General features: G+C 33.5%; 20 protein-coding genes. 13 read left to right on the top strand and 7 right to left on the bottom strand.

Annotated elements, in window-relative coordinates:
• Positions 1–164 precede the first annotated feature (164 nt).
• A complete protein-coding gene (locus KHA90_RS10900; RefSeq protein ID WP_213299195.1) occupies positions 165–1,226 on the bottom strand; it encodes a glycoside hydrolase family 130 protein in 1,062 nt (353 codons plus the stop codon).
• Between the two features lie 292 nt (positions 1,227–1,518).
• Between KHA90_RS10900 and KHA90_RS10895 the strand changes: the two genes are divergently transcribed.
• The 6 genes from KHA90_RS10895 to KHA90_RS10870 all read left to right on the top strand — a co-directional run bounded on the left by KHA90_RS10895 (position 1,519) and on the right by KHA90_RS10870 (position 6,516).
• Positions 1,519–2,175, top strand: a complete 657-nt coding sequence (locus KHA90_RS10895) for a DUF6766 family protein (RefSeq protein ID WP_213299192.1) — start codon at positions 1,519–1,521, stop codon at positions 2,173–2,175.
• Between the two features lie 24 nt (positions 2,176–2,199).
• On the top strand, positions 2,200–2,676 hold the full coding sequence (locus tag KHA90_RS10890) for a CinA family protein (protein ID WP_213299189.1): 477 nt from the start codon (positions 2,200–2,202) through the stop codon (positions 2,674–2,676).
• A gap of 27 nt (positions 2,677–2,703) precedes the next feature.
• Positions 2,704–4,890, top strand: coding sequence for a glycoside hydrolase family protein (locus tag KHA90_RS10885; RefSeq protein ID WP_213299186.1), 2,187 nt, complete (start codon positions 2,704–2,706; stop codon positions 4,888–4,890).
• Between the two features lie 143 nt (positions 4,891–5,033).
• Complete coding sequence (locus KHA90_RS10880; protein WP_213299183.1) at positions 5,034–5,792, top strand: SDR family oxidoreductase; 759 nt, start codon at positions 5,034–5,036, stop codon at positions 5,790–5,792.
• 145 nt (positions 5,793–5,937) lie between these two features.
• Positions 5,938–6,204 carry a hypothetical protein gene (locus tag KHA90_RS10875; RefSeq protein ID WP_213299180.1) on the top strand — a complete coding sequence of 89 codons (267 nt, stop codon included), beginning with the start codon at positions 5,938–5,940 and terminating at the stop codon, positions 6,202–6,204.
• Between the two features lie 33 nt (positions 6,205–6,237).
• Positions 6,238–6,516 (top strand): hypothetical protein, encoded by a 279-nt coding sequence (locus KHA90_RS10870; protein ID WP_213299177.1) that lies wholly within the window; start codon positions 6,238–6,240, stop codon positions 6,514–6,516.
• Between the two features lie 177 nt (positions 6,517–6,693).
• Here KHA90_RS10870 and KHA90_RS10865 read toward each other — a convergent pair whose 3' ends face one another.
• The 3 genes from KHA90_RS10865 to KHA90_RS10855 all read right to left on the bottom strand — a co-directional run bounded on the left by KHA90_RS10865 (position 6,694) and on the right by KHA90_RS10855 (position 8,441).
• Positions 6,694–6,888: a hypothetical protein gene (locus KHA90_RS10865; RefSeq protein WP_213299174.1), complete on the bottom strand. Its 195-nt coding sequence runs from the start codon at positions 6,886–6,888 to the stop codon at positions 6,694–6,696.
• 122 nt (positions 6,889–7,010) lie between these two features.
• Positions 7,011–7,796: an SDR family NAD(P)-dependent oxidoreductase gene (locus tag KHA90_RS10860; RefSeq protein WP_213299171.1), complete on the bottom strand. Its 786-nt coding sequence runs from the start codon at positions 7,794–7,796 to the stop codon at positions 7,011–7,013.
• A gap of 78 nt (positions 7,797–7,874) precedes the next feature.
• The gene (locus tag KHA90_RS10855) at positions 7,875–8,441 is read right to left on the bottom strand and encodes a Crp/Fnr family transcriptional regulator (protein ID WP_213299169.1); all 567 of its coding nucleotides are present in this window, start codon (positions 8,439–8,441) and stop codon (positions 7,875–7,877) included.
• Between the two features lie 439 nt (positions 8,442–8,880).
• Here KHA90_RS10855 and KHA90_RS10850 point away from each other — a divergent pair, with 439 nt between their 5' ends.
• Complete coding sequence (locus KHA90_RS10850; RefSeq protein WP_244860297.1) at positions 8,881–9,615, top strand: hypothetical protein; 735 nt, start codon at positions 8,881–8,883, stop codon at positions 9,613–9,615.
• Between the two features lie 201 nt (positions 9,616–9,816).
• On the top strand, positions 9,817–10,269 hold the full coding sequence (locus KHA90_RS10845; protein WP_213299166.1) for a hypothetical protein: 453 nt from the start codon (positions 9,817–9,819) through the stop codon (positions 10,267–10,269).
• A 124-nt stretch (positions 10,270–10,393) separates the two neighbouring features.
• Here the strand turns inward: KHA90_RS10845 and KHA90_RS10840 are convergent, their stop codons facing one another.
• On the bottom strand, positions 10,394–10,573 hold the full coding sequence (locus tag KHA90_RS10840; protein WP_213299163.1) for a DUF3606 domain-containing protein: 180 nt from the start codon (positions 10,571–10,573) through the stop codon (positions 10,394–10,396).
• A gap of 35 nt (positions 10,574–10,608) precedes the next feature.
• On the bottom strand, positions 10,609–10,836 hold the full coding sequence (locus KHA90_RS10835) for a hypothetical protein (protein WP_213299160.1): 228 nt from the start codon (positions 10,834–10,836) through the stop codon (positions 10,609–10,611).
• Between the two features lie 322 nt (positions 10,837–11,158).
• Between KHA90_RS10835 and KHA90_RS10830 the strand changes: the two genes are divergently transcribed.
• Positions 11,159–11,560, top strand: a complete 402-nt coding sequence (locus KHA90_RS10830) for a hypothetical protein (RefSeq protein ID WP_213299158.1) — start codon at positions 11,159–11,161, stop codon at positions 11,558–11,560.
• Positions 11,561–11,925: 365 nt separating this feature from the next.
• Here KHA90_RS10830 and KHA90_RS10825 read toward each other — a convergent pair whose 3' ends face one another.
• The gene (locus KHA90_RS10825; protein ID WP_213299156.1) at positions 11,926–12,276 is read right to left on the bottom strand and encodes a hypothetical protein; all 351 of its coding nucleotides are present in this window, start codon (positions 12,274–12,276) and stop codon (positions 11,926–11,928) included.
• Positions 12,277–13,178: 902 nt separating this feature from the next.
• On the opposite strand from KHA90_RS10825, the gene KHA90_RS10820 reads away from it, so the two are divergent.
• From KHA90_RS10820 to KHA90_RS10805, 4 genes are all read left to right on the top strand, one after another.
• Positions 13,179–16,379, top strand: coding sequence for a SusC/RagA family TonB-linked outer membrane protein (locus KHA90_RS10820; protein WP_213299154.1), 3,201 nt, complete (start codon positions 13,179–13,181; stop codon positions 16,377–16,379).
• Positions 16,380–16,391: 12 nt separating this feature from the next.
• Complete coding sequence (locus KHA90_RS10815; RefSeq protein ID WP_213299152.1) at positions 16,392–17,816, top strand: SusD/RagB family nutrient-binding outer membrane lipoprotein; 1,425 nt, start codon at positions 16,392–16,394, stop codon at positions 17,814–17,816.
• Positions 17,817–18,124: 308 nt separating this feature from the next.
• The gene (locus KHA90_RS10810) at positions 18,125–19,756 is read left to right on the top strand and encodes an NADP-dependent glyceraldehyde-3-phosphate dehydrogenase (protein WP_213299150.1); all 1,632 of its coding nucleotides are present in this window, start codon (positions 18,125–18,127) and stop codon (positions 19,754–19,756) included.
• Between the two features lie 275 nt (positions 19,757–20,031).
• Positions 20,032–20,601: an RNA polymerase sigma factor gene (locus KHA90_RS10805; protein ID WP_213299148.1), complete on the top strand. Its 570-nt coding sequence runs from the start codon at positions 20,032–20,034 to the stop codon at positions 20,599–20,601.
• The last annotated feature ends 44 nt before the right edge of the window (positions 20,602–20,645 follow it).

The following is a 20,645-nucleotide window of genomic DNA, read 5'->3' as shown; positions in this document are numbered from 1 at the left end:
TTGGTTTATTAAACCTGAAAAATTAATTTTATAATGCTTATTATAAATTATATTTTTTTCAGATATCCAAATTTAGTTTTCGGGATTATCAAAAAATTATATAATTACAATAACATTATTACATGATTATAACGTTTTGATTGTAAGCGTGATAAATAAGTAAATCACTTATTACCAACGAATTCGAGACATGATAAAATTTCATTTATAGAGAAATAAGCGCCACAAACAAATTCATCTGCCGCTCCATAATAAACGGTTAGTTTATCACCGTTAACTACATGTCCGTTTGTAAAAACAACATAGCCAAAGAAACCGCTTAGCTCATAATTTTCCTGAGGTCGCATTATAGGTTCTACAGTTCTGGCAATAATTTTTGATGGATCCTCAAGATCCATCAGGAAAGCTCCCAGGCAATATTGATGTTCTGCATTTGCGCCATGATAAATTTCCAGCCATCCTTTTTCTGTTTTTATCGGAGCTGCGCCTGCGCCAACTCTTGCACTATCCCATAGACCGGGACGAGATTTTATGATACATTGATGATTCCCCCAGTGAATTCCGTCATTTGATTCTGCCAGCCAGATAAAATTACCGCCAATTTGTGGACTCGACGGACGATGTAAAGCATAAAATTTGCCCTTTATCTTTTCTTCAAAAATAGCACAATCCTTATTATGAGGTGGGAAAATCATACCTTTTGCGTCAAAATTTTTCCAGTCTTTTGTAGTTCTTAAACCTACCCCAACACCGTTTTCTGAAACTGCTGTATAAGTAAGGTAATATGTATCATCTAATTTACTAACACGGCAATCTTCAATACCAAATTGTTCCAGGTTTCCCAAACCTGTCAGGATAGAATTTTGTTTTGGTTCCTGAAAATTGATTCCGTCATCACTGCACAATAAGCGTAAATGCGAAAGTGTAGTAAGATAATCCAGTCCTTTATATTGCACAATCCTGGCGTCGTTTGTTACCAGATCCGGATCGTTTAAGGGGATTTCAATAATTTCTACTTTGCCCAATGCATTAATTACAGGAAAAAAAATAACACCTTCTTTTTGGGCAATACATTCGGCAACGCGAACTAATAGCCAAATTTTACCTTCAAATTCAAATACACCAGGATTTAAAAGACTTATAATTTGTAAATCATCTGTGCTTGCATGTAAATCTTTGGGCATCAGTAAGGGATTTTCAGGAAAACGACGTGCTATATCACTCATAATGTTGCTGTTTATTTGACTTTTTAAAGAGAATTATTTTCAAATTTTTAGTCTTAAAATCTTACAATAATCCATCTTATAAAGAAAGACATTATTAACGGACTAAATTTATATAATAATTAGTAACGTTTATGCAATTTTCATTATTAATAATTGATTTTCAATAATGTGAGAATCCTTTGATTTTAGAATGTAAAATTGAATTAAGATGGAATTTTATAAAATCTAAGAATAATGATGTAAATAAAAGTCGTTTTAAGATTACAAATTTGTATTTATCAAAAACAAGATCATGAAAAAATTTGTACGCAACAACAGTCTTTCTATTACTTTTTTTTTACTGTTTGTAGCAGCATTAGGCGCACAAACATTTTTTGGATTTAAAGAGCATAATAAAGAACTGCTCGATGATGGTGTCGGTGCAATATCGTTTTTATCCTATTTCAGTACAGGTCATTTTATACAATCGACTTTTGAGAATTGGGAAAGCGAATTTTTACAAATGGCACTGTTTGTTGTACTGACTATTTTTTTACAACAAAAAGGCTCATCAGAATCTAAGAATTTTGATAAAGAGGAAGAAGTTGACAGAGAACCATCTGCAAATCGTAAAAATGTGCCTTGGCCGGTTAAAAAAGGAGGATTTATTTTAACCGTTTATAAACATTCCTTATCAATTATTCTTTTCTTATTGTTTTTTATCTCGTTTATTTTACATTTTTATGGAAGTTTAAAAGATGAAAACGAGCAGCTATCCTTAAAAGGACATCCATTAGAAACTGCTTTGAATTATATGGGAGATTCAAGATTTTGGTTTGAATCATTTCAAAATTGGCAGAGTGAGTTTTTATCTGTTTTTGCCATAGTTATTCTGTCTATTTATTTTCGACAAATTGGTTCCTCACAATCTAAACCTGTTGACGCACCAAATAGTGAAACCGGAGAATAGTATTAGATCTTAAAAAGCGAAATTATGCCATCAGAAATTATTACAGAATGCAGTAAACTTATTGCACAAAAGGGCTGGAATATTGCCTTTGCAGAAAGCGCATCGGCAGGAAGACTTAGTGCCGAATTTTCTTTAACACCACAATCCGGACAAATTTTAAGAGGAGGAATTGTGTGTTATGAAGTTTTTGTAAAAGAACAGATACTGAAAGTTCCTCATTATCTTATTAAGGAATTCACGCCTGAATCAATGCAGGTTACACAGGTTCTTGCGCAACAAACAGCACAGTTTTTTAATTCAAAAATAACTGTTGCACTTACCGGTCTTACCACTGCGGGAGGCAGCGAAACTAAGGAAAAACCGGTAGGAACCATTTTCTTTTATATCATAACACCTTTAGGAAACATTAGTCACAGAGAAGTATTTTCAGGTAATCCTGAAGAAATTGTTTTAAAAGCGGCAGATTGTGCAGCGGCGCTTATTAAAAAGAAAATAAGTTGAAAATTAATCCATTAAATTAGATAACACATGCAATCAATTTCACCATGGACTGCAACAGTGCAGTCTGATCTGGAAAACAGTATGGTATTATGGGAGAAAAAATTCCGTAATTATATCTTTCAATTATACAATACCGGCGATTCGTTATGGATTGTTGCATTATGGCCCAATCAGGGAAAAATGGCTTTTAGGGCAGCTTTTGGTTTGAACAGTTGTTTTGAAATAACTAATTTATTTGATGACGACCAGACAACCGTAATTAATTTGTCAACAAGAATTGGAAAATATGAGGTAACAATTGATTTCCCAAATGATTTGTCGCCAATATTGCATTATAAAACATCTTTCAAAGCAGATTTTCCAATAATGATTCCGTTCTGGCCACGTGATATTTTGCCATTAACAGAAAAGGGAAATGTAGAAAACACCTTTGGAAACATCCATACACATCAAATAGGAGCGCGCTCAGGTTTACTTTATCTGAGTATGACAAAACCTAAAACGGGATCTGTTTTTTACTTTCAGAATTTGGGTTCCATGAGCTCATATTGTGAAGCTACCGAAACTTCGCTGGCTGAAACAGTAGGAGGAGACTGGCCTGAAATAGGATTTCGATTACCATTGACTGAAAATAAGCCTTTGCCGGCAGATCAGGATTTTATACTGTCAGATGCTTATGTATTATTTTCGGAACAAATTATGGAAGATGATATACAGGTTACCCACGAATTTTTAAATCATTTGGCAGAAATATATAAATTGCTTCCGCATCCGGAAACCGAATATCATAAATGGCCTGAGATTGCGCAAAAATGTCAGCAAGATATTTATCATAATAAAGGCTGCTGGACACAAACTAATGGTTTTCAATATCTAAATGCGTATTTGTGCGATTATGATACTCCGGCAGAGATCATGGTACAGCTGGCTATGTTAGTGCCTTTGAAGGAATATATGGAGTGGACTGGTGAAAAACACCCGCTTTTTGATGATTTGCAAAAAGGAATTTCGGCTTTTTATGATCCTGAAATTAAAACTGTAAACCGATGGCTTCCTGCCTTACAGGACAAACTTGACGGATCTGAGGAACAAAAAGAGAAAATGGTGATGGATTCCTGGTATTTGCATCATCCGTTAATGAATCTAGCCAGACTTGCCTTAAAAGGTGAAAAAATTGCCGAAAAATTATTGCTGGATTCAATTCAGTTTGCTATAAAAGTAGCACGTCATTTTGATTATGAGTGGCCTGTTTTTTATAAAATGGATACGCTAGAGGTTATTAAAAAGGAAACTGTTCCGGGGCAAGGCGGCGAACATGACGTACCTGGTTCCTATGCCCATTTAATGCTGCTTGTTTATGATTTGACAAAGGATGAACTTTATCTGCGTGAAGCTAAAAAAGCTGTTAAAAAACTTACTGGTCGGGGTTTTGATATTTTCTATCAAGCCAATAACACCGCTTTTTCTGCAGGAGCACTTTTAGACCTTTATAAAATTACGGGCAAAAAAATGTATCTCGATTTGAGTTATGCCTGTCTTGCCGGATTATTTAAGAATATGCAGATATGGGATTGCCAATATGGTTTTGGTAAAAATTATCCCAATTATTTTTCCTTATTTCCTCTTAATGATGCGCCTTACAGTGCAGTATATGAAGAACATGAGGTGTATGCCAAATTGAGGGAATACATGATAAAAGCAGAGGATGTTGAAATCCTGCCGGCATTAAAAATCTTACTGCCGGAATTTATAAAATATGCGCTTAGCAGAATGTCATATTACTATCCGTCAAAACTGCCGGAAGATATGCTGTCTGACGATGTGAAAACAGGAGAAATTCAACCTAAACTATGGATTCCGCTTGAAGATCTCTATACCGGTTGGGAAAAAAGCGGTCAGGTAGGGCAGGAGGTTTATGGCGGCGGTGTAGCTTTTGGTGTTGTGCCGCGCCAATACTGCAAGGTTAACGGGGAAGATTTTGTAGTATTTTCAGATTATCCTATAGTGGGTTTTAGAAAAGTTAAAAGCGCAATCACATTTAGAATGTTGGGAAGTGAGGAATTTTGCGGGAACGTTAAGATTATTTATCCAAATAAAATTCCGAAAAATGTAAAAGTTACCCAAAATAAAAAAGAGATTGAATTTTTATTTTCTGATACAAGCGTTTTACATTATCAAGTAGCAGGAAACAGTCAGGTTAAGATAGTTTGGTAAACGACATTTCCTGATTTTTAATTAGAAAATATTCTAAAATTAAAACTGAAAATAGTTTAAAAGTTAGCTGAAATAATGATGAACCATATACAAGAAATGACACTTTTTAAAAGGTGTTTTATTTACCACTAAAATTAATATTTATGAAAAATTTGAATGAATACTTTGGATCAAATATCAAACAAAAAAATATTGTTATAACCGGAGGAACAACTGGAATAGGAAAAGCGACAGCCGAATTATTAATTTCTCTTGGTGCGCGCGTACTAATTTTTGGAAGGGACCAAGAAGATTTTGATGCAACTTTTGAAGAAATTACTGCAAAATATCCGGATGCAGCATTATTTGGCGCGCCAGCCGATGTTACGAATGAGGAAGATATTAAAATGATTTTTGATATTGTAGATCTCGAAATGGGCGGTATCGATATTTTAATCAACAACGCCGGATTACCAGCTCAAGGTATAACTGATAGTGCTAATGACGAATGGAAATATGTGATTGATACCAATATAAAAGGTTACATTGATTTTGCGCAACAAGCGGTTTCAAGAATGAAATCTCAAAAATCCGGGCACATTGTCAATGTAGGATCCATGAGTGCCGAAACGCAAAGTGGAGAAAGCACAATTTATGTAACAACAAAATTGGCAATTCGCGGATTTACATCTTCGCTTCGTAAAGAAATAAATCCCCTTGAGATCAAAGTAAGCCTTATTGAGCCCGGAGCCGTAATGTCTGACATGCAGCCGGGAACTAAAGAAGAACAAAGGGAAAAAATAGAAAAATTAGAAATGCTTGAAGCAGATGATCTGGCAATGAGTATATTATTTGTATTGTCGCAACCTAAAAGATGTGATATCGTGACTATGCAGGTTAGACCGCTTTTACAGATTATTTAAGTTAGTTAAGTTGCTTTTTTTTAAAAAAACTATTTGATAGTCAGTATTTTAAGTGTTGTAATGTTGTAAAAGCAATTGTAAATTCTGTAAAAACGCCTCATTTGAATATTTTAATTTTCCAATATTAATTTTAAATAAAAATGATATGTTATTAGAAAACGAAAATACAGAAGGTGCTACGGCAAAAGCTATTGAAGAGCAAACATCAAAAATCCCGTCAGATGTATATTTATATGCATCGCTTGCAGCAATGGGAACATCATTAACATTAAAATGCTTAGGCAAAAAGCATACAGCCTTATTTGTGGGGCAGTGGGCAGCTCCATTTTTATTACTTGGCATCTACAATAAACTTGTAAAATTAGAGGGTCACGATGCTCAGGATAAAGCTCCGACTTCTCAAAATTATTAAAGAGATTTAATTATAAATTCTAAAAATTTAATTATGAAAGCGTTAAAGATAAAATTAGTTGTGGCATTAATGTTTGCGGGTTTTGCCTTTTCATGTAAAAATGATAAAACGGTCTCAACAGACAACACAGATAACACTGATTCGACAGAAATTGCTGTAGATAGTGTTGGTCCAAATTCAGATACAACCGGGGTAGGAAACGGAACAACGGGTGCAACCGGAGAAGGTTCTACAGGCTCAGGTACTGCGGGATCAACACAACAAGGAAATTCGACTGTAAAAGCAGATTCGACCGGTACAAATGGCAGATAGGAATCTCCATTTGTTGATTTTTTGATGTTTTAAAGAAAGCCTGTAGCAAATTTTGTTACAGGCTTTTGAATTAAATGCAGTGATTGAGAATACCTGGCTGACTTATTACTTGATTATTTAATGCATAAAAAAATGCGCGAAAACTAAAAGCATTCGCGCATTTTTTAATAATTGATATTACTTTTCTTTTTCATTAGTCAGTTTATCGTCAAAATCAGGTTGTTCGCCTTTAAATTTGTGAGTGTCAACATCATAATTTTCATCGTTTGTTAAAACTTCATCATGATCTTTATATTGATGCTTTCTCATGTCACTTCGATTATCAGAACCGTTTTTTGTATTGTTGTTCGGAGTTTGATTATTTGTTTTCATAATACTACGTTTTAATTTTTTAATAAAATTAATTATAATATTGAAATACAAGGTTATATAATAATTTGTAAAAGTTATAAAATACAAACTGTTACAGTGTTAACAGTATTTGTAATCGTTTATTACCACGAAATTTCACCAGTTTCAGGATTGCTTTCTTCACTAAAGAATTTGCCTGTTGGACCATTTTGATCGATTAAGGCATATTTTATAATGCGTTTTCCAGCTTCTTCAACTTCTCCACCGTTATGGTTGGTAAAATCAGTTCTTGTATAACCAGGGCAAACTGCATTTATTTTAAAAGCCGTATCTCGTAACTCATAAGCTAAATGAATGGTGTACATATTCATAGCGGCTTTTGACGAACCATATACAGCATATTTTGCATAATGATAAGCTTGCCAGTCTGGATCGCTTTGCAGCGAAAGAGAACCAACACTGCTGCTTACATTTACAATTCGTGGTTCGGTTGATTTTTGCAGTAAGTCTATAAAATTTTTTGTAACTCTTGCTACACCAAATACGTTAGTATTAAAAACTGCCGCAAATTGGTCTGTTCCTGCTTCAAGTGCTGTATATGGAGCTCCTCCATTGATGCCTGCATTATTAATAAGAACATCTAATACCTGAGTTTTTCTTCCAATTTCTTCTCTAGCTGTTTTTACAGAATTGTCATCAGTTACATCTAATTGTATTGCTTGTGCATTGTTTAATCCTTCTGATTTTAATTTTTCAACCGCTACAAGTCCGTTTTTTAAATGGCGGGTTCCAATATAAACGTAAAATCCTTTTTGAAGCAATTGTCTTGCAGTTTCAAAACCTATTCCTTTATTTGCGCCTGTTATTAATGCTGATTTAGGGACTTCGTTTTCATTGCCTTTTGAGTATTCCTCTTTTTTTGTATTCATTTTTATTTTTTTTAAATTAACAAAGCAAAATTGCATCGTATAAAAATGAAACGATTTACCATTTGGTAAAAAGGGAAATCACCGAATATTTTTTCTTATTCGGCTCAATGATTGTTGTGTAACTCCTAAGTAAGATGCAATATAAGCCAATGAAATACGATTAATAAGTGATGGATGATTCTGCATGAATTCTAAATATCGTGTAGTAGCATCCTGCGAAATAACCGGACCTTTTCTGGACTTTTGAAAAAGACATTTTTGAAACATCTTACCTGCAATATTTTCCCAACCCACAATAGTTTGAGAAAGTTCCAGCCAGTCTTGCTTTAAAAACACAATAAGTTTACAACTTGTACACGCCTGTAGATATTCTGTAGAGGAAGTGTTTGCTTCAAAATTTAGATAATCAACCACTAAACTATTTTCGCTTATAAGGCAACGTGTAATTTCTTCTCCTTTATTATTGTAGTAACAACCCCTAATTACACCTTCTAAAATAAAGCCTACACGAACTGGAATTTTTCCTGCTTCAGAAAAATAATCGTCTTTTTCAAGTGCTACTTCTATTGCTTTATTTTCAATAAAATCTATTTGTTGCTGGTTTAAAATCCCAAACTGCAAAATATAATTAATCAATTCTTTCATAGCGGAAAGTTACTAAAAAATGAGTTTTTGTGATTTACCATTTGGTAAAAAGTATGTTACAATGCCGGGGCGCTTAAAAATTTAGTTTCGGTTTAGGGAGTTGTTGTAGAAAGCATAAAGAAAAAATCAGCACATTAAATTGCTTCTTGTTAATTTTTTATCCAGAATTTTTATCGTTTTAAAGCTAATAATTAGTCCATTTGGATGAGCACAACCTATATGTTTTTATTTCTTCTAACAGGATATATCTGATGGAATTTAGAAAATAATGACTGCCAACTAATGTATAATGCTTTTAAATAGCTGATTTTTAGCGATGTTGGTAATTTTTTATAAAAGTTAAGAAGTAAAAAAAAAACTATCAGTTGATTTTTATAGATTTGTAAAATGTATATGTTCCCAAAAAATAGCTGGGAAATAATTGTAAAATCTCAATACAATGAAATCTGTTACTTCAATATTTATATTTTTAATTTTTTATTCGAATTCGTACTCACAATTGAGTTCAGATAAAATATTTGATAGCTTTAAACAAGGAGAGCGTACAAATTGTTCATCGATTGCTTTTATCAAAGCGGCTTTAAATGTTTATGGATTAGACAATCTTTTTGTAACTGAAAAAATAAATGACGGTTCACAAAAAATTACACTAAAAAATAATGCTTCATTTCATTTAAGTCCCGATGAAATAAATAAAGCTAAAGAATCTGCCGGTTTTATATTTATAAAAGACAATCCTGAGAGTGAAACAATAACAGATTATGCAGTATTAACATACGCAGTGATGGCAAAATACAAGCAAATTATTGATAGCGAAGCAACTTTTGACAGAGCACTAGAGGATCTTGAAAGCGGTGAAGTATATACTCCTACAATTTATAAATACCTAGGATTTAAAATAGGCAAACAAATACAAAAGTTAAAGCGACAATCCGGAAGCGAATTTTGTGGAGTGGTAGCTTGGTCAACAGCACATGCGGTTTTTGTTTGTGAAGATTTTATGGACTACTATGGCAATAAAAAAAGTATCTGGATAAAATATCCCGGACGTTTTAGAATTATCAAGTCAGATGAAGATATGAAGAGCAATTATGCAATTTCACAGCCAGGTAAAAATACGGCACTCGTTACAGGCAATATTAATTTGTCCGGCAACACTAAAACCGATTTGTAAAGTGCCTTTAAAGAACAATATTTCATTATTCCCAAATAAATTCGGAAAAAAATCTTATTAAGTTGTAATTGCTAAACAGCCTTAAAGATTGATAAAATATGAAATGTTAAAAAAAATAAAAAAAAAGAAATCAATAAACTTGCAATTTAAGTTAATTTATATATTTTTGTTTCCAATCAACAACCAATTACACACAAAAAAATGAAGAGCAAAATTTTTATATTAAGTATCCTTTTCTTCTTGACAACAGGTGCAATTTCAGCACAAGCAAAAAATGCTCCAAGAAGTATTATTAGTACAACAGCTCTAATCCGCAAATACCATGATCAAAAAGAATTGAGTGGTATGCAAAAAGGAGAACTTTTAGAATTATACATTGAGCGTATTAAAGTTTTAGTGAAAACCCTTCCTTACATCGCTTTGGTGACTAAACCAGGTGTTACTATGTCAGATTTAGGTATTCCGGACGATAGTGAGCACAAAAAAGTATTAGATGCTCAGGCATTGGGTACTACAACTTTCTTAGATACTACAGTAGAATTTCAAAGAAAGATGATGCCATATTCTGATAAAGGAAACCTTATCGCAGCAATCTTATTTTACGAAAACACATTAAAATCTTTACACGAGTTCAACGAATTGAATGAAATGTAATAGTAAGATATTTTAAAATTAAAAACCTTCAAAGTCATTCGATTTTGAAGGTTTTTTTTTGTTTGACTGATTTTATAAAATCTATATTGCTACGATTTTAAGTGATTATTAGCAACAGTAATTATTATTGTTTTAGTACTTTTTCGACCGCATCAGCAGACGTGCTGCCCGCTTTTTTAACAGCATCTTCCAGCTGTTTTTTAGTAACACCAAATTTTTTGGTCCAATATGTTACCTCGTGATCTTCATTTATATTGATTCTCGACCTGTCCTGAGATCCCTTTTTGTTTAAATCGTCGCTCATTATAGTAAAAATTAGGTTAGTATTTTAGTTATAATTTAGCTGTTTGTCGCAGCACTTCCTGTACTTCCAGCGCCACCGGAATTATTATTTCCACCTTCATTACGATCCGGATCCGTTCCAGCTTCATCATCTTCATCAAAATCTCCCCAATCGCCAGTATTAGCGTTCTCGCGATCATTATCATTGTTTTGTGCACTTAACTGTTGGTTATGATAAGGACATTTTTGAAGATCTTCAGCAGTGTAATTGTTTGAATTTTCCATGATTGTCATTTTTTAAATTAGATTAATAATCTCAAAATTAATTCTATAGCAGTAATTTTTCTTATAAAAAAATCTTGATTTGTTATTAAATTATCATGCTTGTTCCGGATTCATACGGTCTCATTTAAGATTCCATTTCTCATTATCTAGCATGATTTATTTGATTCTTATAAAAGACTATTGAAAATTATATAAGTGTTTTGGTTATCAGAGTTTTATTTTTGTAATAAAGGCTTAAAATTCAAGTCCTATTTATATAATAAAACACTATTAATTCAAAAACAATTTTCAGCCTGGCTGAAAAAAATTAAAATTTAATATTATGAAAGCACTATTTAATAAAACAATTCTTTGTAGTCTCCTTGCTACAAGTCTATTATTTTCATGTAAAAAGCAGGACGGATATAGCGATGAAGTTACCACGACAGAACAAACAAATGACACCAGTCAAACTGCAACAGATTCTGCAGCTACAGATCAATCTGGACCCGCGGGTAAAAGTGCTATTGGAGGTACTGGAGACAAAGGTGCTGCAAATACCGGTGCCGAAAGTATTAATGCAGGAACTAAAGAAGCTGGAAATGGAGAAGTAAAAGGAACGGGAACAGGAACCGGACCTGGACCAAGTCCTAAAGATGGTTCTGCTTATGCTGGTCCTTCTGATCCACAAAACTTAAAAACAGATACCGTAAAAAAGAAAACCACAAATAAGAAGATTAAATAATATTCAATATTACCCCGTTGAGTGTAATTAAAAAAAACATATATTTCGACGCGGATTTACACTGATTTTTTTTAAATTTCATATAAAAATTGCGAAAATCTGCGTTTTTGCAAAGCAAATCTGTTTTATCCGCGTTCTAATTTATACAGTTTGTATTTTTAACTTAATTGCACCCAACGGGCTCAATATTGAGTCTGACATTTAAAATGCAGCTATAGCATTAACATTTTTTCATACAAAAATTAAAACTCCAAAATCATCCTGATTCCTGGAGTTTTTTGTTTTACAGTATTATTCTTTTCAAATAGCAGAAGGATTTACCTTTCACATAAAAAAAACCGTCTAAAAGTGACGGTTTTTTATAATTATAGTGAGCTGTTACTATCAGTTCGTTCTTCACTATCCAGGTCATCAAGCCCCTCATCATCCAATTCTTCATTACCAAATTCGTCGTTATCATCTTCAGTATCAAATTCATCCTCAAATCCTTCGTTATTTAATTCCTCATCATCAAATGTTTCATTACCCAAATTTTCATTATCCAGATTTTCAGTATCAATTTCGTTAATATTCAAATCATCTCCATAATCAGGTTCTGCATTGTTTGTAAAGGAATGATCTACAGCTGCAGATTGCTTTTCCTGTCCTTGATTTGTGTTATCATCCTGAAAATTTCCGTTTTCCTGACGGTTGTTTTCTAATTCATTTAAATTCATAATATTATTTTTTAATTTTTTTTACTCATAACTGCTTTTTTGATGGTAGCAGTATTGACCGTTTCAGCAATTTTATTATATCAGGCTTTACGTTTATTCAGGATATCTGAATTATTAGTAAAACGCTGATATTCAAATTTAAAAAGGTTACTTAAGTTTTATTTATAGAATAATCGTTCCTATTTACATAATTAGTTTATTGCAAATAGTTTAGAAAAGATTTTCTGATGGTAGAATATTATTATAAAAGAGACAAAACGAGATTCAAATTATAGGCTTTAAAAAAGTACAAAATAAATCATCCTGTTATTGGGAGAAATCTATCCAAAATAGAGATAAAAAGAATTCAAAATAGCATCATATTCAATGATAATGCGGGTTTCTTATAAGTTTTAGGTTTTAAAATCGATTGTTTTTCTACGATAATCCTATTGTTTTAGAAAAAATTCTTACACGGTAAAAAAATCTCATAATTAGTAACGTTCTTGTTTTAAGTTAATTAAAATTTTACTAAAACTTTAATTAACATTTTTTTGACAAAAAAAACATTTAAAATTTTGGGTATAAAGATTTTAATCTACTTTTGTTCTACCAAATTAGTAGAACTTAAATGTTTGACAATTATGCCTTGCGAGTTGGCGCTGTCAATGATTCTAATTTTTATTTCTTATAATTTGATAAGATGGATCCTTAATTTTTGGTTCAAAATCTTATGAGATCAATTCAAATAATAATAATCCAAAATAAAATAAAAATGAAAAAACGAATGTGTTGTAAATAAAAAAACCATTTCTGTTCGAGCAGAAATGGCGAAGCTTAAAGAAATTGTACATCTCTGTAAGGAAAGCGATAGTAGAAAAATCCATTTTCGGCGCACCTTATTATTAAACTAAAACAAAGTAATGAAAAAAAAATTAAATAGATATATAGGATTATGTATTTTGTTGATTTCCATAGGAGTTAAAGCTCAGGAAACAAAACCGTTAATCCAGTCAAAACTCGAAGGAACAGTAGTTGATGCTGTAACAAAAGAGCCTATTATTGGCGCTTCAATAAACATTAAAGGTACTACACACGGCGTTATTACAGATTTTGACGGGAAGTTTTTTTTCCAGACTGGACAAAAATTGCCGTATACTCTTATCGTAAGTTATTTGGGATATAAAAAAGCAGAGATTACAGCAAATCAAAATTCAATTGTTATTGATCTTACCCAGGAACAAAATGCATTATCAGAGGTAGTAGTTACGGCTCTTGGTATTTCAAAAGAAAAGAAATCTTTAGGTTATACTACTCAATCTCTTAAAAATAAGGATTTGGCTGAAACAAAGGAAACAAATTTTCTTAATAGTCTTACCGGTAAATTAGCAGGTGTACGTATTACCAATTCACAGGGAGATATGGGATCATCCCGTATTATTATTCGTGGAGAAACTTCGATAGCGGGAAATAACCAGCCATTATTTGTGGTAGATGGAGTTCCTGTTGATAACTCGCAGTTAAGCAGTGCTGGTGGAGCCGCAGCTTCCCGCGATTTCAAAAATGCGGTTGCCGATTTAAATCCGAATGATATTGAAACATTAACAGTGCTAAAAGGTCCAAATGCCGCAGCTCTTTATGGATCGCGTGCGGCGCATGGTGTTGTTTTGATTACTACAAAATCCGGTAAAAGTCAAAAAGGACTTGGTATTACCTTTAATTCAGGAATCACAATTTCTCAGGTAGCTACATTGCCTAGTTTTCAAAATTCATTTGGACAAGGATCAAACGGAAAATTCAGTTATGTAGATGGTAAAGGTGGCGGAGTTAATGATGGAGTTGATGAAAGCTGGGGACCTAAATTAGATGGTCGACTTATTCCTCAATTTAATTCGAATGGTGTTGCAGTTCCGTTTGTGGCACATCCTGATAATGTAAAAGACTTTTTTAATACAGGTCTTACTTTTGATAATAGTATTTCTATTGCCAAATCAGATGATAAATCAGATTTCCGTTTGGGAGTAAACAATCAAAAACAAACAGGAACAGTGCCTAACAGTGAAGTAAACAAAACCAACTTTACTATTAACACTAATTATCAAATATCTAAAAATGTAAAAGTAGGTGTAACAGGGAATTATATTGTTACTGATGCTCCGGCTCTTCCGGGTGGTCCAACAGGAAACCGTGCTGCGGGAGTTATGCTTCAGTTTCTTTGGTTCGGGCGCCAGGTTGATGTTAATCAGCTTAGAAATAACAGAGACGTTAACTGGAACAATAGCTATTACAGCAATCCGTATTGGAATGCTTATTACAATACTACAAGTCAGCAACGTAACCGTTTTATTGGGGATGTCCAATTAGATGCAAAACTTGCCGAAGGACTTAATTTTAGATTCCGTACAGGAGTTGATTATTACAATGATCGTAGAAAATACGAGATTAAATATGGTACAAACGGAACTCCTTTTGGATCATATGCCGAAGACGCTTATACTGTAAACGAACAAAATACGGAAGGTATTTTTACTTATACTAAAAAATTGAATGATGATTTTACCGTAGATGCTCTTGCGGGTTTCAATATTCGTAATCACAGTGATGCAAATAATTATCAAAAAGCACCTCGTTTAGCCGTGCCTGATTTATATACATTGACTAATTCAAGAGATCCGTTAACGTCATCAAACTCATTATCAAGATTGAGAGTTTATAGCGCATACGCATCGGCACAATTGGGTTATAAAAATTATGCTTATTTAAATCTTACGGCTCGTAATGACTGGTCATCAACATTGCCAAGCAGTAACCGTTCTTATTTTTACCCATCTGTTAATGGTAGTTTGATCTTATCTGAAGCCTTGAATCTAAAAAGCAATACACTTGATTTTTTAAAGGTTCGTGGTGGATGGTCTGAAGTAGGTAACGATGCAGATCCGTATCAATTGTCTACAGTTTATGATTTTAAAACGGCATTTGACGGAAATCCAATTCAAACTTCTTCACAAAAGAAACTTAACGAAAACCTGAAACCGGAAACAACACGTTCTACAGAAGTTGGTTTAGAAGCTTCTTTCTTTAAAAACAGACTTCATTTTGATGTTGCTTATTATAACACAAATAGTTTTGATCAGATTTTAGAGATTAAAACAACGGCAGGAAGTGGTTATAATTCGCAATTAATCAATGCAGGTAAAGTAAATAATAATGGTATAGAAATTCAATTTGACGGAACTCCTGTTCAAACTCAGGATTTCAAATGGAATATTGGTGCAAATTATTCAAAGAATACAAGCAAAGTTGAAGTTCTTGACTATGCAAAACAAATTCAAAACTACACAATTGGTACTTCTGGAGGTGTAGATGTATTGGCATCAGTAGGGCAAGCTTACGGAGCACTTTACGGAACTGCTTATGAGCGTGACGCAAGCGGAAATATAGTGGTAGGCGCTAATGGACTGCCAAAAGCTGATCCTACAAAGAGAGTTCTGGGACATTATACTCCGGATTATTTAGCCGGTGTTACAAACACATTGACGTATAAAAATCTTGAACTTTCATTTCTTATTGACGCAAGTGTAGGAGGGGAACTTTTTTCAGGAACAAATAGAACGGGTACTTATACAGGTGTACTTGCAGAAACTCTTCCGGGACGTGATGCAACAAATGGCGGATTAAATTATTATACAACAACTACAACTACGGGAACCACAAAAACCTTGCTTCCTACCGGAGTTGCTGCGCCTGGTGGAGCACCAGTATTTGATGACGGAATGATTTTTAATGGGGTATATGCTGATGGAACTCCAAACAATCAAGTAATTAGTGCACAGGAATATTACAAGGCATCGTACAATATTAGTGAAGCTTATATTTACAGTTCAAGTTTTGTAAAACTAAGAGAAGTAAAATTAGCTTACAATTTCAATAAATCATTTGCTAAAAAACTGGGACTAGAAGGAGCAAGTATTACTGCTGTAGGTCGTAATCTTTTATTTATATATAAAGATGCGCCAAATATTGATCCTGAAACAGCTTTCAATACAGGAAACGCACAAGGATTGGAAAGTTTAGCTTTACCGACCACCAGAAATTTCAGCCTTAATGTCAATTTAAGATTTTAAAAAAACAAGATCATGCTAAAAAAACTATTATATACAACTCTATTTGCATTGGCACTAATATCATGCGATGATACATTGGATGATATTAATAAAAATCCAAATGCAACCGAAACACCATTGGCTCCTTATTTGTTAACAGGAACATTAAAACAAGGCGCTGACTTATATTGGGGATCAGATAATAATTTTAATTCCTCTTTATTATTTGTTCAGCATTGGGCTAAAATTCAATATACTGAACCTGACAGATTTGACGTATCAAATGCTACTTTCACTTCTTTATGGAATAGCGGATATGCAACACTTATTACAGATTTAAATACAATTTTGAATTTTCCTGCTGAACAGGCAAATTCAAATTACAAAGGGATTGCTTTAACCCTGCGTTCATGGACATTTTTATTATTGACAGATGCATATGGAAGCATTCCTTACAAAGAAGCAGGTTTAAAAGTAACCCCTGCATATAATACTCAAAAAGAAGTATATACAGGATTACTGGAAGATTTAAAACAAGCCCAGACTTTGTTAAATACAGCAAACGGAACTGTAACCGGGGATTTAGCATATAAAGGAGATATTCTAAAATGGAAAAAACTGGTAAATTCGCTTCGTTTGCGTATTGCTTTAAGAATTTCAGACAAAGAACCTGCGTTAGCAAAACAAACCGCTATTGAAGCAACATCAGATGCTGCGGGAGTAATTAGCAGTAATACCGAAACATTTCAGTTTGTTTACACCAGTTCACCTCAACAAAATCCGGCTTCGGCATGGTTTGAAACACGTGATGATTTTCGTATTTCAAAAACATTGGTTGACAAGTTAAATGAGTTGGCAGATCCGCGTTTGCCTGTTTATGCGCAGTTACCATCAGATGCAACTGTAGGTAAATATGTTGGTGGAGCAAATGGATTGTCAAACAGTGATGCTAATAGTCAGGGTTTTGCTAAAACATCAAAACCAGGAACATACTTCCTGACTTCGGCATCGCCGGCTGTAATTGCTTCTTATTCTGAAACGCTTTTTAATCTTTCTGAAGCCGTGGCTCGCGGTTATATTGCAGGAGATGCAGAACAGCTTTATAAAAATGCCATTACTGCATCATTAAATCAATTTGGAATTACAAATGCAACTACTATTGCTGCTTATTTGAATCAGGCAACTGTGAAGTATGATGCAGCAAATTATGCAAAATCAATAGGAACACAAAAATGGATTGCATTCTACGGACAAGGTCTTGATGCCTTTGTAGAGTGGAGAAGACTGGATTATCCGGTATTAAAAGCGGGTCCGGCAGCTGTTTTAGACGGACAAATTCCTTCCCGTTTCTTTTATCCCGGAACAGAGCAATCGTTGAACGGAACCAGTTATCAGGCAGCAATATCTGTTCAGGGCAAAGACTTACTTACAACAAAACTATGGTTTGATGTAAAATAAGCTGGACTCTTAAAAGATATTTTGAGTTCATAAATTTTAATTATTACATAAAAAAGTCAAATCAATTACTTAGAAAACTCCGCAAATGTCTCTGACGTTGCGGAGTTTTTTGCTTTTACAGAGAGATTAACAAACCATCTTTTCAATTTGAAACAGATAAATAAATCCTAATTATTGACTTTACCATCGGTATTTTGGCAGAAATTCACTAATTTACATCTTCAATTCAGTCATTGAAACTGAGCAGTTAATTGGCTGTAAATAGATCTAATTTTAAGAAATCAATACTTAACTAAAAAAAAATATTTATGGATTCTCAACAAAATTCTCCATTACAAGGCAAAATTTTTAAAACCGAAAGTGAAATCCCTGACGAATTTAAAGTAGAGGAAATTCATCAGAAAACCTATTTACTTAATGGAGAACTGGTAGAATGGAATGGAGAGGTATTAGAACTTTATTCTCCGATATGTATTCCAACCGAAAATGGATTACAGCGAAAACTTCTGGGGAGCGTGCCTAATACAGGAGTAAAAGAAGCTTTAGAAGCTCTGGACGCATCTGTTAATGCATATGACAACGGATTTGGAGAGTGGCCAAAAATGCCGGTCGAAGGCAGAATTAAATGCATGCAAAAATTTGTGTATTTAATGGGAGAGCAACGAGACCTCATCATAAAATTATTAATGTGGGAAATAGGTAAAACATTACCGGATTCAACTAAGGAATTTGACAGAACGGTTGACTACATTAATCAGACCATTGACGCACTAAAAGATTTAGACCGTGAATCTTCAAGGTTTGAACAGGCCGAAGGTACTATTGCCCAGATTAGAAGAGCGCCTCTAGGAGTGGTTTTAAGCATGGGACCTTTTAATTATCCTTTAAATGAAATATTTACCACCCTTATTCCGGCTTTAATTATGGGTAATACCATTTTATTTAAGCTGCCTAAACATGGTGTTCTGGCTCATTATCCTTTGCTGAATGCCTTTAAAGAAGCTTTTCCAAAAGGTACAGTTAATACTCTTTACGGTAAAGGAGCAGAAATTATTACACCAATTATGGAAAGCGGAAAAGTAAATGTACTGGCATTTATAGGTTCAAGTAAAGTAGCAAACGGACTTAAAAAACTGCATCCTAAAGTAAATCGCCTGCGTGCAATTTTAAGCCTTGATGCTAAAAATGCTGCAATTGTAACCAAACACGCTGACCTTGATGTTGCGGTAAGCGAATGCTTGTTGGGGGCTTTATCCTTTAACGGACAAAGATGCACAGCATTAAAATTAATTTTTGTACAACAGGAAATTGCCGAAGAATTTAATAAAAGACTAACAGCTGCGGTTTCACAATTAAAAGCGGGGCTTCCGTGGGAGCAAAACGTAAAAATTACACCATTGCCAGAAGTTAATAAACCCTCATATCTTAAGGAATGCCTTGATGATGCAATTGCAAAAGGAGCTAAAATTTTAAATGAAAACGGAGGATATAATGAAGAATCATTTGTATTTCCATCAGTAGTTTTTCCTGTAACGCCAGAAATGAAATTGTATCATGAAGAACAATTTGGTCCAATAATTCCGGTTGTTCCTTTTGAAGATATTCAGGATCCTATTGATTATCAAATTAACGCTTCTCACGGAATGCAGGTAAGTATTTTTAGTGAAGAACCGCGTGAAGTTTCACTATTAATTGATTCATTTGTGAATTTAGTAAGCAGGGTAAATATCAACTGTCAGGCGCAAAGAGGACCGGATGTTTTCCCGTTTACCGGAAGAAAAGACAGTGCAGAAGGTACACTTTCTGTTTTTGATGCATTACGTTCTTTTTCTATTAGATCTCTCGTGGCGGCAAAAATTACACCAGCGAACAAAAAACTTTTAAATACAATTGTAAAAGATCATGATTCCAGCTTTTTAAGTACAGATTACATCTTTTAAGTTCAACTTTCAAATAATAAACTCCGCAATAATTCAGTTTATTGCGGAGTTTATATTTTTAATTGTTTGCATTTTTTCTAAAATAATTCATTACCGGGTTTTAATTAAAATCTGGCAGGAAAGTAAACTCCTGAATTCAAAATGGTTAACACCAAAATTCAAAAATAGTACTCAGATTAATACAATTTGCAATACAATTTGCCCGTTTTTTCTATCTAGTTTTTAAGATAAAAAATGTTTAATATTGCTTTTTTGATCTTCAATCCCTTTAATAAATGCTTGTTTATAGCAAATACGCTGATGATATTTTACTGGATCTTCTTAAAAAAGATGATCAGTTAGCGTATACAGAAATTTTTGAAAGGTATTGTAAACTCCTCGTTAATCATGCCTACAAAATGCTTGGCAATCCGGATGAAGCAAATGATGTTGTTCAGGAAGTGTTTTTATCCATCTGGAACAAACGTTATGAACTAACCATTACCGGATCTCTTTCTTCCTATTTATACAAAGCAACAAAAAACAGGATACTCAATCATATTGCGCATGAAAAAGTGGTTTCAAATTATGCCGAATCCATTTCAAACTTTATAGAAAATGATTATGTTCTGGCAGATTCTCAACTTAGAGAAGAAGAATTAGAAGCCATTATTGCAAAAGAAATTGAACTTCTTCCGGCCAAAATGCGCGAAGTTTTTTTACTTCGAAAAGTAGAAGACTTATCCTATGAAGAAATCGCACTTCAACTCAATATTACAGATAAAACAGCCAAACAGCAAGTTTATAATTCACTCAAAATTTTAAGGGAAAAACTAAAAAATTTTGTGGGTGTTTTTGTGTGGTAGACAAAAGCATTGTCTTTTTGTTAATTTTAATATCAAAATAAGAG

The organism is Flavobacterium psychroterrae (assembly GCF_018380615.1).
Taxonomy (GTDB): domain Bacteria; phylum Bacteroidota; class Bacteroidia; order Flavobacteriales; family Flavobacteriaceae; genus Flavobacterium; species Flavobacterium psychroterrae.
Note: the sequence above shows the minus strand (reverse complement) of the source record. Positions and strands in the feature narration are given on the sequence as shown.

Coding starts and splice junctions, on each gene's coding strand:
- KHA90_RS10900 (WP_213299195.1), bottom strand. CDS start 1,226: ATGAGTGATATAGCACGTCGTTTTCCTGAAAATCCCTTACTGATGCCC.
- KHA90_RS10895 (WP_213299192.1), top strand. CDS start 1,519: ATGAAAAAATTTGTACGCAACAACAGTCTTTCTATTACTTTTTTTTTA.
- KHA90_RS10890 (WP_213299189.1), top strand. CDS start 2,200: ATGCCATCAGAAATTATTACAGAATGCAGTAAACTTATTGCACAAAAG.
- KHA90_RS10885 (WP_213299186.1), top strand. CDS start 2,704: ATGCAATCAATTTCACCATGGACTGCAACAGTGCAGTCTGATCTGGAA.
- KHA90_RS10880 (WP_213299183.1), top strand. CDS start 5,034: ATGAAAAATTTGAATGAATACTTTGGATCAAATATCAAACAAAAAAAT.
- KHA90_RS10875 (WP_213299180.1), top strand. CDS start 5,938: ATGTTATTAGAAAACGAAAATACAGAAGGTGCTACGGCAAAAGCTATT.
- KHA90_RS10870 (WP_213299177.1), top strand. CDS start 6,238: ATGAAAGCGTTAAAGATAAAATTAGTTGTGGCATTAATGTTTGCGGGT.
- KHA90_RS10865 (WP_213299174.1), bottom strand. CDS start 6,888: ATGAAAACAAATAATCAAACTCCGAACAACAATACAAAAAACGGTTCT.
- KHA90_RS10860 (WP_213299171.1), bottom strand. CDS start 7,796: ATGAATACAAAAAAAGAGGAATACTCAAAAGGCAATGAAAACGAAGTC.
- KHA90_RS10855 (WP_213299169.1), bottom strand. CDS start 8,441: ATGAAAGAATTGATTAATTATATTTTGCAGTTTGGGATTTTAAACCAG.
- KHA90_RS10850 (WP_244860297.1), top strand. CDS start 8,881: ATGAAATCTGTTACTTCAATATTTATATTTTTAATTTTTTATTCGAAT.
- KHA90_RS10845 (WP_213299166.1), top strand. CDS start 9,817: ATGAAGAGCAAAATTTTTATATTAAGTATCCTTTTCTTCTTGACAACA.
- KHA90_RS10840 (WP_213299163.1), bottom strand. CDS start 10,573: ATGAGCGACGATTTAAACAAAAAGGGATCTCAGGACAGGTCGAGAATC.
- KHA90_RS10835 (WP_213299160.1), bottom strand. CDS start 10,836: ATGGAAAATTCAAACAATTACACTGCTGAAGATCTTCAAAAATGTCCT.
- KHA90_RS10830 (WP_213299158.1), top strand. CDS start 11,159: ATGAAAGCACTATTTAATAAAACAATTCTTTGTAGTCTCCTTGCTACA.
- KHA90_RS10825 (WP_213299156.1), bottom strand. CDS start 12,276: ATGAATTTAAATGAATTAGAAAACAACCGTCAGGAAAACGGAAATTTT.
- KHA90_RS10820 (WP_213299154.1), top strand. CDS start 13,179: ATGAAAAAAAAATTAAATAGATATATAGGATTATGTATTTTGTTGATT.
- KHA90_RS10815 (WP_213299152.1), top strand. CDS start 16,392: ATGCTAAAAAAACTATTATATACAACTCTATTTGCATTGGCACTAATA.
- KHA90_RS10810 (WP_213299150.1), top strand. CDS start 18,125: ATGGATTCTCAACAAAATTCTCCATTACAAGGCAAAATTTTTAAAACC.
- KHA90_RS10805 (WP_213299148.1), top strand. CDS start 20,032: ATGCTTGTTTATAGCAAATACGCTGATGATATTTTACTGGATCTTCTT.